Origin of the sequence: Pseudomonas sp. FP2196, from assembly GCF_030687715.1 — a bacterium.
Lineage (GTDB): Bacteria > Pseudomonadota > Gammaproteobacteria > Pseudomonadales > Pseudomonadaceae > Aquipseudomonas.
The window spans coordinates 1,199,474-1,211,610 of the sequence record NZ_CP117445.1 but is presented as its reverse complement, the minus strand read 5'-3'; the positions used below and the strand labels follow the sequence as shown (position 1 = coordinate 1,211,610).

The window sequence follows — 12,137 nt, the reverse complement described above, 5'->3', positions numbered from 1 at the left end:
AATGAGCACGCTCGCGATGACTCAATCGCCGCCACTGCGCAGGTTTTCCAACCTGCTCTACCGCAAGCCGAACCTGTATTTGTCGATGCTGCTGGTGCCGCCGCTGCTGTGGTTCGGCGCGATCTATCTTGGCTCGCTGCTGGTGCTGTTGTGGCAAGGTTTCTACACCTTCGACGACTTCACCATGGCGGTCACCCCTGACCTGACCCTGGCGAATTTTTCCGCGCTGTTCCAGCCGTCGAACTTCGACATCATCCTGCGCACGCTGAGCATGGCCATCGTCGTGTCGATTGCCAGCGCCATTGTGGCGTTCCCGATTGCCTACTACATGGCGCGTTACACCACGGGCAAAACCAAGGCGTTTTTCTACATTGCGGTGATGCTGCCGATGTGGGCCAGTTACATCGTCAAGGCTTACGCATGGACGTTGCTGCTGGCCAAGGGCGGCGTGGCGCAATGGTTCGTTCAGCACCTGGGGCTGGAGCCGGTGTTGCAGTTCATTCTGGGCATTCCCGGTGTCGGCGGCAGCACCTTGTCGACCTCGCATCTCGGGCGCTTCATGGTGTTCGTCTACATCTGGCTGCCGTTCATGATCCTGCCGATTCAGGCCTCGCTGGAACGCCTGCCGCCATCGCTGTTGCAGGCTTCTGCCGACCTCGGCGCCAAACCGCGCCAGACCTTTATGCAGGTGATTTTGCCACTGTCGATTCCGGGGATTGCCGCTGGTTCGATCTTCACGTTTTCGCTGACCCTGGGCGACTTCATCGTGCCGCAACTGGTTGGCCCACCCGGCTACTTCGTCGGCAGCATGGTTTATGCGCAGCAGGGTGCGATTGGCAACATGCCAATGGCCGCCGCGTTTACGTTGGTGCCGATTGTGTTGATCGCCATCTACCTGTCCATCGTCAAACGTCTGGGGGCCTTCGATGCACTCTGAGAAAGCGTCCATAGGCTTGAAAATCGCAGCCTGGGGCGGGTTGGTGTTTCTGCACTTCCCGATCCTGATCATCTTCCTTTACGCCTTCAACACCGAAGAGGCCGCGTTCAGCTTTCCGCCGAAGGGCTTCACGCTGCACTGGTTCAGCGTGGCGTTTTCGCGAACGGACGTTCTGGAATCGATCAAGTTGTCGCTGCAAATCGCAGCTATCGCCACGTTGATCGCGATGGTGCTCGGCACGCTGGCCTCGGCGGCTTTGTACCGACGCGATTTCTTCGGCAAACAGGGCATTTCGTTGATGCTGATCCTGCCGATCGCGCTGCCGGGGATCATCACCGGGATCGCCCTGTTGGCGACGTTCAAGACGCTGGGGATCGAACCGGGAATGTTCACCATCATCGTCGGCCACGCGACCTTCTGTGTGGTGATCGTTTACAACAACGTCATCGCCCGCCTGCGCCGCACTTCGCACAGCTTGATCGAGGCGTCGATGGACCTGGGCGCCGATGGTTGGCAGACCTTCCGCTACATCATTCTGCCGAACCTCGGCTCTGCATTGTTGGCCGGCGGCATGCTCGCGTTCGCACTGTCGTTCGACGAAATCATCGTCACCACGTTTACCGCCGGCCATGAACGCACGTTACCGCTGTGGCTGCTCAACCAGCTCAGCCGCCCACGGGATGTGCCGGTAACCAACGTCGTCGCCATGCTGGTGATGATGGTGACCATGCTGCCGATCCTGGGTGCGTACTACCTGACGCGGGGTGGCGAAAGCGTCGCCGGCAGTGGCGGCAAATGATTGATATGCCCCTGTAGGAGCTACCGCAGGCTGCGATCTTTTGATGTTGCTTTTGAAGATCAACATCAAAAGATCGCAGCCTGCGGCAGCTCCTACACGGGATCCGGTTTCCACAGATAAAAACAACGGATTCGAAGAGGACAAAAGCATGCAAACCAAACTCTTGATCAACGGCCAATTGGTCAACGGCGAAGGCCCCGCCCAACCGGTGCTCAACCCGGCGCTCGGCGAAGTGCTGGTGGAAATCAACGAAGCCAGCGAAGCCCAGGTCGATGCCGCCGTGCGTGCCGCCGACTGCGCCTTCGCCGAGTGGTCGCAAACCGCGCCGAAAGATCGCTCGCTGCTGCTGCTCAAACTCGCCGATGCCATCGAAGCCCACGGCGAAGAACTGGCCAAACTCGAATCCGACAACTGCGGCAAACCCTACAGCGCCGCGCTCAACGACGAGATCCCGGCGATTGCCGACGTGTTCCGTTTCTTCGCCGGCGCCAGCCGTTGCATGAGCGGTTCGGCCGGCGGTGAATACCTGCCCGGCCACACCTCAATGATCCGCCGCGACCCGGTGGGCGTGATCGCCTCCATCGCACCGTGGAACTACCCGTTGATGATGGTCGCCTGGAAAATCGCCCCGGCATTGGCCGCCGGTAATACCGTGGTGCTCAAGCCGTCGGAACAAACCCCGCTGACCGCGTTGCGTCTGGCTGAACTCGCGTCGGAAATCTTCCCGGCCGGCGTACTCAATCTGGTGTTTGGTCGTGGGCCTACTGTGGGCAGTCCGTTGGTGACTCACCCGAAAGTGCGCATGGTCTCGCTGACAGGCTCCATCGCCACCGGTTCGAACATCATTTCCAGCACCGCCGACAGCGTCAAACGCATGCACATGGAACTGGGCGGCAAGGCGCCGGTGATCATCTTCGACGATGCTGATATCGATGCGGCGGTTGAAGGCATTCGCACCTTTGGTTTCTACAACGCCGGGCAGGACTGCACTGCGGCGTGCCGGATTTACGCGCAGCAAGGCATTTACGACCAATTCGTCGAGAAGCTCGGCGCGGCGGTCAGCAGCATCAAGTGCGGGTTGCAGGATGATCCGTCGACCGAGTTGGGGCCGCTGATTACTGCGCAGCATCGTGACCGGGTCGCATCGTTCGTCGAACGTGCCGTGGCGCAGCCGCACATTCGCTTGATCACTGGCGGCAAGGCAGTCGAGGGCAATGGATTCTTCTTTGAGCCGACGGTGTTGGCCGACGCGCTGCAGGACGACGAGATCGTCCGCCGCGAAGTATTCGGGCCGGTGGTGTCGGTGACCAAGTTCACCGATGAAGCGCAGGCGCTGGAATGGGCCAACGATTCGGACTACGGCTTGGCGTCCTCTGTGTGGACTGCCGATGTAGGACGCGCGCACCGGATGTCGGCACGGTTGCAATACGGCTGCACCTGGGTGAACACGCACTTCATGCTGGTCAGCGAAATGCCGCATGGCGGTCAGAAGTTGTCCGGTTACGGCAAGGACATGTCCATGTACGGGCTGGAGGACTACACCACGGTTCGGCATGTGATGTTCAAGCACTAAGCCTTTAAAAGCTTCGCGAGCAGGCTCGCTCCCACAGGGAACTGCATTCCAATTGTGGGAGCGAGCCTGCTCGCGAAGGCGTCACCCCGGTGTCAGGAAGAACCCGGATCACGCACCACCAGGATCCCAAAACAATAACCACCGAACCGGGCGGCGCCTGCATGGCCCCGCCACGGCCTCGGCCATCCGAAATCTGCCGATTTCACGGAGCAAACACACATGAGTGCATCACCCGATCTCTCAGCCGCCGTCGCCGACAGCGATGCCGAACAGCTGCGCAAACTCGGCTACACCTCCAACTTCAATCGCAGCATGAGCCTGTGGGAAAACTTCGCCCTGGGCTTCACCTATCTGTCACCGGTCGTAGGGGTTTATACCCTGTTCGGCCTGTGCCTCGCCGCCGGCGGTCCACCGATGTTCTGGGCCTACTTGCTGATCGGTTGCGGCCAGTTGCTGGTGTGCCTGATCTTCGGCGAAGTGGTTTCGCAGTTCCCGATTTCCGGCGGGGTTTACCCTTGGGCACGCCGATTGGTCGGTAAAAAATGGGCGTGGATGGTCGGCTGGATCTACTCCATCGCCCTGTGCGTCACCATCGCGGCCGTCGCCGTCGGCGCTGGCCCGTACCTGGCCGCCATGCTCGGTTTTGAGCCAAGCAACAACACCAACATCGTCATCGCTCTGGTGCTGACCTTGTTCGCCACGCTGGTCAACCTCAGCGGCACCAAAGTGTTGGCGCGCATCGCCATGTTCGGCTTCCTTTGCGAACTGGTCGGCGCGGTAATCGTCGGTGTTTACCTGTTGATCTTCGAGCGTCATCAGCCGCTCAGCGTGCTGTTCAACACGTTCGACATCAGCGTCGATGGCTCATACCTGCCGGCGTTCCTCACCGCCTCGCTGGCGGGGATGTTCCTCTACTACGGCTTCGAAGCCTGCGGCGACGTCGCTGAAGAAACCCCGAACCCGAGCGCAAAAATCCCGGTGGCCATGCGCATGACCATCTACATCGGCGGCATCGCAGCAATGTTCGCCTGCCTGGCGCTGATCCTCGCCGTGCCGGACATGCAAGCCGTGATCAACGGCACCGACAAAGACCCGGTCACCACCATCCTCAACAACGCCTTCGGCCCGGTCGGCTCGAAAGTGGTGATGGGCGTGGTGATGATTTCCTTCATCTCCTGCGTCATCAGCCTACAGGCCGCAGCGAGCCGTCTGCTGTACTCCTACGCTCGCGATGAAATGGTCATCGGCAGCCTACTGCTGAAAAAGATTTCTCCGACGACCCAGGTGCCGGTTGCTGCGCTGTTCGTCTCCGGCGTCCTGCCGGCCCTGATCATCGCCCTGGGATTTTTCCTGCAAGACGCCGTGGCGACCATCGTCAGTTTCGCGGCGATCGGCATCTACCTCGCGTTCCAGATGATCGTGCTGGCCGCGCTGTACGCCCGCAGCAAAGGCTGGAAACCGAGCGGCAAATTCACCCTCGGCGCATGGGGCTGGCCGGTGAACATCGGCGCGCTGGTGTATGGCGTTGGCGCGATCATCAACATGGCCTGGCCACGCACGCCGGATGCGGCTTGGTATGTGAACTATGCGATGGTGCTGAGCACCGCGATCGTGATTGGTTTGGGCTTGGTTTATATATGGGTGGGCAAACCGTATGACCATGGCAAGGCGCCGGCTGGGGATGCTTGGAAGGTGGGTCGCTAACGCTCGTAAAACGCGATCAGTTGCCCTGCTCGCATTAATGTGTGCAGGGCTACTCAATTAGAACTCAGTGGTCTGGACAAGCTGAACTCAATACCTACTCTGTTTGCACAAAATCTACAGGTTTGCCTTTTACATCCAGTACTCGAAACCATCCCTTCACACTCTGGATTGACCTGATAGCGAGCTGAATATGAGTTTCGTGCATGAAATCCGTCCCAGCATATAAAGGCTGCCCTTCCCAAAACGGAGAGCGTACGGAGTCATAAGGCTCCATCCCCGCCATCTCACGAAACACATGCAGTGCTTCGATGACTTGGCAGTCAAGACGTCGTAAATAAGGGGTATTTACCTTGAGAGGTTGTCCGCCTTCTTGCTTGGAGGCATTTTCAAGGCCTACGTAACTCTCCCGAATTTCGAGTAACGCACTCTGCGTCGTGAAATCCAAACATCGGCCCAAATCAATAACAGCTCCCAACACAAAAGGCTGTTTGATCTTTTCCCTTTTCTGAGCGTTGGTCGCGAAGCTAAGCGCCCTTTGAGGATTATTTTCCCAAAAGTAGACGCCTCCACCGAGCCAGTCATAGTCGTTGGTGCTGTCATAGAGAGATTGTTCACCAGCCAGCACGCGCTCGCCAACTTCTCGCTCGCATCCATGGAAACCAAGTACAAAGGACGGGGAAATGCTATACATCAGTTCGCCGTAGCTTCTCCATTTACACGAGCAAAGAATGCACGGACTTTTTTAGGGTCTTTCAGCATTTCACTAGCAGATCGCCTAATACGCTGCGAGCCTTCAGAAGCAATTGGAAGCGGGCCACTATGCGAAGAAGCGATCACCCAAGCGGTTGCGCTCTGCTTGGCATCAGAATTTATCTGACAAAAAATCGCCTCCGCAGCAGCAGTGAGGGTAGCCGTTGCTGAAATTTGGGCGATCGCATGATCTAAAGATGGACCAAGCTGCGAATGGAGAATCGCACCTGATGAAATCCCTGCCACGGAGACTGGCCCAATCATCTTGTGAACATATTCGACATGAGGACGGCCCTCTGAACCGGTCACAACGACCAGCCCACGGCCTTGATCTTCAGACCCTTCAGGAGTCTCTTTGTCGAGATCTTTGAGCATTTCTTCCTCGATTCGAGCTACGGTTCGGCGCTCAAATGTTGATTAATTAATCGACAATATAGTCTCTGAAATTCACTACGTCACCCACACCGACGAGTTGTCAGATGATCTGCAGCCTTGGAAGCACCTATTTTTTTTCGAATGCGCTTTCTGACGCTGTTTTTGAACGCAATTTCGCTCGCCTTTGTTTGATGCAATTGATTGCATAACTCATCGGTCACTTTTCGGGTGTGCCTCCTTGAAAACATTTTGCCAGCTCCTGAACAAGCGGAAATTGGAAACCGAAAACTCGATCAACACGAAGAAACCTGCAGTTCATTCCGTGGATCCGAATAGATAAGGGAAAAACTACGGCTTAGGCGGTCGGTTGCTGTTGGCACCGCAAAATCAGGCATTTCCTACAGGCGCCGCCTTCAGAGACAAGCCCGTTTTCCTACAGCAGGTGTCGACAGAGCCGACTTGGCGTCTTGGGTGGCTAGCCGATAGGCTTTCTCTCGGCAGCGAAATCAGCAGCCCGGTGTCGGAGCCGGAATAAATATCAACACGGCGTGACCGCACTCATTTGAGTGGCGGCTCTATTCTCAATATTGGAGTCGAAAAATGCCTGACCACGTAAAAACTCCTTCTGAAAGCTCCGCTTTCTTCACCCCCACCGCCTTCACCCGCCACAACCGTTTCCTCCACGCCTTCATGCAAGACCACGAAGCCTGGTTCTGCGTCCAGGATCTCGGTCGCCTGATGGGCTATCCGCTGAACGAACGCCTCACCCTGAAACTCGATCCCGACCAGCGTCGAAATGTCCTCATGCGCAAGGACGGCGAAATCGTCGATTGCGCGATGGTCAGCGAGTCCGGCCTGTACGCCCTGCTCGTCCATCACTTCGTCCCGGAAAACCGCAATCTGCGCCAATGGCTGAGCCATGAAGTGATTCCGATGTTGCGCGAAACCGGCGCGATATCTGTGGAGAACTGCCCGAGCCTGAGTTCGGTGAACTGGGCTGGCGTCACCGTACCGCTGCTGCACTGGCAACAGCAGGCGTGGGTGAAGTGGCGTGATGTACCGGAGTTGATGCACGGCCAGCGGCCGTATCCGGTGCTGGGAAGCTGTAACTGAGCCAATAAAAAGGGCGGACTTCTCAGTCCGCCCCTCCGTCAGTTCAACTCAAAACCGCGAAACACTCCTCATCGCATCCACCAGATACCGCATGGCTATCCGGTCACTCTCCGAAAGCTCACGATAACGCTCCACCAGTTTCAGCTCGTCGGAGCTCAACCGGCGCCTTCTGCGCCCGCTGCCGAGGCAGGGAAAGATGCCCAACATGTCGGTGATGCCTTGTATTTTTGCCATGGACGATGTCCTTCTCTAATACGTCAAAGAACTGCTTAACCACCACATCGCCCTGCCCCTTTCAGCAGCGTCGTGTGCCCTGCCGGTCTGAAGGCTCGCGACCGGTCATGTCCATAGAATAGAAATTTAATCGGCGCTGAAAAGGGGTATTTAGAGTAATTAGTCGAAAAAAGCAGATATGCCGTGTAAATCAGAAAGCACTGTCGGAAAAAATACTGACATGTCTTGTTTCATTGCCACACTGAGCCTTGTAATCAATCATTTCTGCACGACAATCGAACGGTTTAAGCTAGCCGGCATCTGTTTATAGTCCGTTGCGTTTGGCCAAGGCATGTCCGAACCGTTATTTCTGATCCAGCACGTGCCAGGAAGGGCGCGGGATTGCACACGACAGGTTGTATTTATGCACCGCAGGAATTTGCTCAAAGCGTCCATGGCCATTGCGGCTTACACCGGTCTTTCGGCTACCGGCCTGCTGGCCAGCCGCGCCTGGGCTGCCAATGGCGGCGCCGCCGATGGCGAGGCTCAGGCCTTCGATTTCGAAGCGCTGAAGCGTCAGGCCAAGCAACTGGCTGGCAGCGCGTATAAGGACACTAAACAGGTGTTGCCGCCGACGCTGGCGACCATGACCCCGCAAAATTTCAACGCGATCCGCTACGACGGCGAACATTCGTTGTGGAAGGAGAACAAGGGTCAACTGGACGTGCAGTTCTTCCACGTTGGTATGGGCTTCCGCCAGCCGGTGCGCATGTACAGCGTCGACGCCAAGACCCGCACCGCCCGCGAGGTGCATTTCCGCCCGGCGCTGTTCAACTATGAAAACACTTCGGTCGACACCCCGCAGCTCAAGGGCGATTTGGGTTTTGCCGGGTTCAAGTTGTTCAAGGCACCGGAACTGGATCGTCACGACGTGTTGTCGTTCCTCGGCGCCAGCTATTTCCGTGCGGTAGACGCGACTGGCCAATATGGCCTCTCAGCGCGCGGTCTGGCGATCGACACTTACGCGAAGAAACGCGAAGAATTCCCTGACTTCACCAAGTTCTGGTTCGAGACGCCGGACAAGAACGCCACGCGTTTTGTGGTGTATGCCCTGCTCGATTCACCGAGTGCCACTGGCGCGTATCGCTTCGATATCGATTGCCAGGCCGAGCGCGTGGTGATGGAAGTCGACGCACACATCAACGCGCGTACGGCCATTGAGCAACTGGGTATCTCGCCGATGACCAGCATGTTCAGCTGCGGTACCCACGAGCGCCGCATGTGCGACACCATTCACCCGCAGATCCACGACTCGGATCGTCTGGCGATGTGGCGCGGCAACGGCGAATGGATCTGCCGTCCGCTGAACAACCCCGCCACCCTGCAATTCAACGCGTTTGCCGACACCGATCCGAAGGGCTTCGGTCTGGTGCAGACCGATCATGAATTCGCCAACTATCAGGACACTGTCGACTGGTACAGCAAACGTCCAAGCCTGTGGGTAGAACCTACAACCGCGTGGGGCGAAGGCTCTATCGATCTGCTGGAAATTCCTACAACCGGTGAAACCCTCGATAACATCGTGGCGTTCTGGACACCGAAAAAGCCAGTGGCTGCCGGCGATTCGCTGAACTACGGCTACAAGCTGTACTGGAGCGCCCTGCCGCCGGTGGGTACGCCGCTGGCGCGGGTGCATGCCACGCGCTCCGGCATGGGCGGCTTCACCGAAGGCTGGGCACCGGGCGAGCATTACCCGCCGGTGTGGGCACGCCGTTTTGCCGTGGACTTCACCGGTGGCGGTCTGGATCGCCTGCCGCAGGGCACCGGGATCGAACCGGTGGTGACTTGTTCGAACGGCAAGGTGCAAGACTTCAGCGTGCTGGTGCTGGATGACATCAAGGGTTACCGGATCCTGTTCGACTGGTATCCGACCAACGACAGCGTAGAGCCGGTGGAGCTGCGGTTGTTCATCCGCACCAATGACCGCACGTTGAGCGAAACCTGGTTGTACCAGTACTTCCCGCCGGCGCCGGACAAGCGTAAGTATCCTTGAGGGTTCTCTAGCGTCTGATTAGCCCCCATCGCGAGCAGGCTCGCTCCTACAGTTGATCTGCGTCGAACACTGATTTTGTGAACGGCAAATAAACCTGTAGGAGTGAGCCTGCTCGCGATAGCGTCCGCCTAGGCAGCGCAAATACCCTGTCTAGTCCTGAAATAGGTTTACACCTGTTTCACCCTAACGCCCGATGCACCGCATCGGGCGTTTTGTATTTTAAAGAGAGGTGCGGCCGCTCCTGGTTGTAGATCGTGACGGCCTCTCGCACCATCTGTGTGGCCTGCGCAAAATCCGCAGGTCGGTGGATCAAGAACTCTGTTTTCAAGATGCCGTTGACCCGCTCTGCCAAGGCGTTTTGGTAGCAGTCGTAGCCCTCGGTCATCGAGCAAGTGATGCCATGCTTTGCGTGCATTTCTTGATAAAGGGCCGAGCAGTACTGCGCGCCTCGATCCGAGTGATGGACCAGTTTCTGAACGCTTCGACGTCGCTTCAAAGCCATTCGAAAGGCTTGCACCACGGAGTTGGTGTGCAGACTTTCATGCACGTGATAGCCGACTATTTTTCTCGAAAAGACATCCGTCACTAAACTCAAATAGGCAACGCCATCACGGGTAGGCAGGTAAGTAATATCGGCCACCCAGACCTGTTCTGGGCCGGTAGCGACTATTTGTTCCGGGCTTGGTTTCAGCAGATTGGGGTGTCGGCGGAAGCGATGATGGCTGTCGGTCGTCTTGTGATACGCCCGTTTTCTGCGGACCAACTGGCGGCTTTCCCGCAAAACCGCGAACAAACGATCCCGGCCAACATGGAGCTCCTGTTGCTCACGCTGCTCATGCATCATCGAATGCAGCTTGCGAGTGCCGATGCACGGTTGGCGAGCACGGACCTTCTCTACAAACGTTATGAGCTGCTGATCCTGGTCGGCCCGAGCCCTGTAGACCCGGTTGCGTTTGTAATAGGCCTGACGGCTTATTCCCATAAATTGGCAAGCCCTGCTGACACTCAGGGTTTGGGTTTGCGCAACGACTTGCCGGGTCGCTTTTTTACGACAGATACGCCGTAGTCATTTTTCAGAACATCGACCACGGCTTCAAAGAATTGGGCTTTCTGAGTTGCCAGCGCCAGTTGTTCCTCGAGTTCTTTGATTCTTTGCTCGGGAGTCAGTGGCAAGGTTGGCTCGTCCATAGATCTGATCCTCTGGGAACGAATGGAGGCGCCTTGGCTCCAGTCCTGGCGACCATGTTTGCGTAACCAAACCAGCACCGTCGACCGACCCTGAATCCCATAGCGCCGCTGAGCCTCTTTATAACTCAACTCGCCTTTTTCGACCTGGTCGACAACCGATAATTTAAAAGCCAGTGTGTAATCACGCTGACTGCGCTTCGTGCCCGTATCCATTGCACCTTCCTGAAAAGAAGTCAGAAGGTGTAAACCTTATTCAGGACGGGACACCCACCAGAAAAAAGCCCCGACCATCACTGGTTGGGGCTTTTTGCTTTTCAGCGGTCACTCAATCGCGAAGATCAGACTCATGAATCGGCTGATCACGATGGGTCGCGCGCTGGTACTGCGCCGGCCACACCGCTTTGCGTCCGCCCAGATCATCGTCGGCGTGCAATGGCCAGTACGGATCACGCAGCAGTTCACGGGCGAGGAAGATGATGTCGGCCTGACAAGTGCGCAGGATGTGCTCGGCTTGTGCCGGCTCGGTAATCATTCCCACTGTGCCGGTGGCGATGCCTGACTCCTTGCGTACACGTTCAGCGAAGCGTGTCTGATAACCCGGCCCAACGGGAATCTCCGCGTTGGCCGCTGTACCGCCCGAGGAAACGTCGATCAGATCCGCACCGAGTGTGTGCAGGCGTCGCGCCAGCTCCACGGTTTCATCCGGGTTCCAGCCGTCCTCGACCCAGTCGGTGGCCGACACGCGGACGAACACCGGTAACTCTTCCGGCCAGACCGCGCGGACGGCTTCGGTGACTTGCAGCACCAGCCGAATGCGGTTTTCAAAGGAACCGCCGTACTGATCACGTCGTTGATTACTCAGCGGCGAGAGAAACTGATGCAGCAGATAACCGTGGGCCGCATGCACCTCAACCACACTAAAACCCGCTGTCAGCGCGCGTTTTGCAGCATCGACAAACGCTTGAATGACGTCGGCGATCTGCCCTTCATCGAGCTGTTTGGGTTGTGTGTGTTGCGGGTCGAAAGCAATCGGGGAAGGGCCGACCGGGGTCCAGCCGCCATCGTCCGGTTTGACGCTGCCATGCTTGCCGATCCATGGCCGATGGGTGCTGGCCTTGCGCCCCGCGTGGGCCAGTTGAATGCCGGCCACCGCGCCATTGGCGGTGATGAAACGGGTGATGCGTTGCAGCGGTTCGATCTGTTCGTCGTTCCACAAACCAAGGTCTTCGGCGGTGATTCGCCCGTCGGCCGTCACCGCGGTGGCTTCGGTGAAAACCAGTCCGGCGCCGCCCACCGCGCGGCTGCCGAGGTGCACCAGATGCCAGTCATTGGCCAGGCCATCGACGCTGGAGTACTGGCACATGGGCGAAACGGCGATGCGATTGGGCAGGGTCAGTTGGCGCAGGGTAAAGGGTTCAAGCAGCAGACTCAT

Annotated in this window: 11 protein-coding genes; 6 read left to right on the top strand and 5 right to left on the bottom strand. The window is 57.7% G+C overall.

Annotated elements, in window-relative coordinates; genetic code table 11:
* Position 1 precedes the first annotated feature (1 nt).
* The 4 genes from PSH79_RS05365 (at position 2) to PSH79_RS05350 (ending at position 5,013) form a co-directional block, all read left to right on the top strand.
* Entirely contained in the window at positions 2–937 is a 936-nt protein-coding gene (locus PSH79_RS05365) for an ABC transporter permease (RefSeq protein WP_305441591.1), read from the top strand.
* A complete protein-coding gene (locus tag PSH79_RS05360) occupies positions 927–1,736 on the top strand; it encodes an ABC transporter permease (RefSeq protein ID WP_305441590.1) in 810 nt (269 codons plus the stop codon). The genes PSH79_RS05365 and PSH79_RS05360 overlap by 11 nt, the downstream gene beginning before the upstream one ends.
* Before the next feature lie 148 nt (positions 1,737–1,884).
* Positions 1,885–3,309, top strand: a complete 1,425-nt coding sequence (locus tag PSH79_RS05355; protein ID WP_305441589.1) for a gamma-aminobutyraldehyde dehydrogenase — start codon at positions 1,885–1,887, stop codon at positions 3,307–3,309.
* Positions 3,310–3,528: 219 nt separating this feature from the next.
* Positions 3,529–5,013 (top strand): APC family permease, encoded by a 1,485-nt coding sequence (locus PSH79_RS05350; RefSeq protein ID WP_305441588.1) that lies wholly within the window; start codon positions 3,529–3,531, stop codon positions 5,011–5,013.
* A gap of 94 nt (positions 5,014–5,107) precedes the next feature.
* Here the strand turns inward: PSH79_RS05350 and PSH79_RS05345 are convergent, their stop codons facing one another.
* Positions 5,108–5,704 (bottom strand): hypothetical protein, encoded by a 597-nt coding sequence (locus PSH79_RS05345; RefSeq protein ID WP_305441587.1) that lies wholly within the window; start codon positions 5,702–5,704, stop codon positions 5,108–5,110.
* Positions 5,704–6,138 (bottom strand): hypothetical protein, encoded by a 435-nt coding sequence (locus PSH79_RS05340; RefSeq protein WP_305441586.1) that lies wholly within the window; start codon positions 6,136–6,138, stop codon positions 5,704–5,706. Before PSH79_RS05340 ends, PSH79_RS05345 begins: the two co-directional genes overlap by 1 nt.
* Positions 6,139–6,738: 600 nt before the next feature.
* On the opposite strand from PSH79_RS05340, the gene PSH79_RS05335 reads away from it, so the two are divergent.
* On the top strand, positions 6,739–7,251 hold the full coding sequence (locus PSH79_RS05335; protein WP_305441585.1) for a Bro-N domain-containing protein: 513 nt from the start codon (positions 6,739–6,741) through the stop codon (positions 7,249–7,251).
* A gap of 48 nt (positions 7,252–7,299) precedes the next feature.
* On the opposite strand, the gene PSH79_RS05330 is transcribed toward PSH79_RS05335, so the two are convergent.
* The gene (locus PSH79_RS05330) at positions 7,300–7,485 is read right to left on the bottom strand and encodes a hypothetical protein (RefSeq protein ID WP_102357616.1); all 186 of its coding nucleotides are present in this window, start codon (positions 7,483–7,485) and stop codon (positions 7,300–7,302) included.
* A gap of 403 nt (positions 7,486–7,888) precedes the next feature.
* Between PSH79_RS05330 and PSH79_RS05325 the strand changes: the two genes are divergently transcribed.
* Positions 7,889–9,517 carry a glucan biosynthesis protein D gene (locus PSH79_RS05325; RefSeq protein ID WP_305441584.1) on the top strand — a complete coding sequence of 543 codons (1,629 nt, stop codon included), beginning with the start codon at positions 7,889–7,891 and terminating at the stop codon, positions 9,515–9,517.
* A 178-nt stretch (positions 9,518–9,695) separates the two neighbouring features.
* On the opposite strand, the gene PSH79_RS05320 is transcribed toward PSH79_RS05325, so the two are convergent.
* A protein-coding gene (locus PSH79_RS05320; protein ID WP_370872607.1) for an IS3 family transposase occupies positions 9,696–10,918 on the bottom strand; the annotation gives its coding sequence in 2 pieces (ribosomal slippage) (positions 9,696–10,567 and positions 10,567–10,918; 1,224 coding nt in all).
* 112 nt (positions 10,919–11,030) lie between these two features.
* Positions 11,031–12,137: an NADH:flavin oxidoreductase/NADH oxidase gene (locus PSH79_RS05315; RefSeq protein WP_305441583.1), complete on the bottom strand. Its 1,107-nt coding sequence runs from the start codon at positions 12,135–12,137 to the stop codon at positions 11,031–11,033.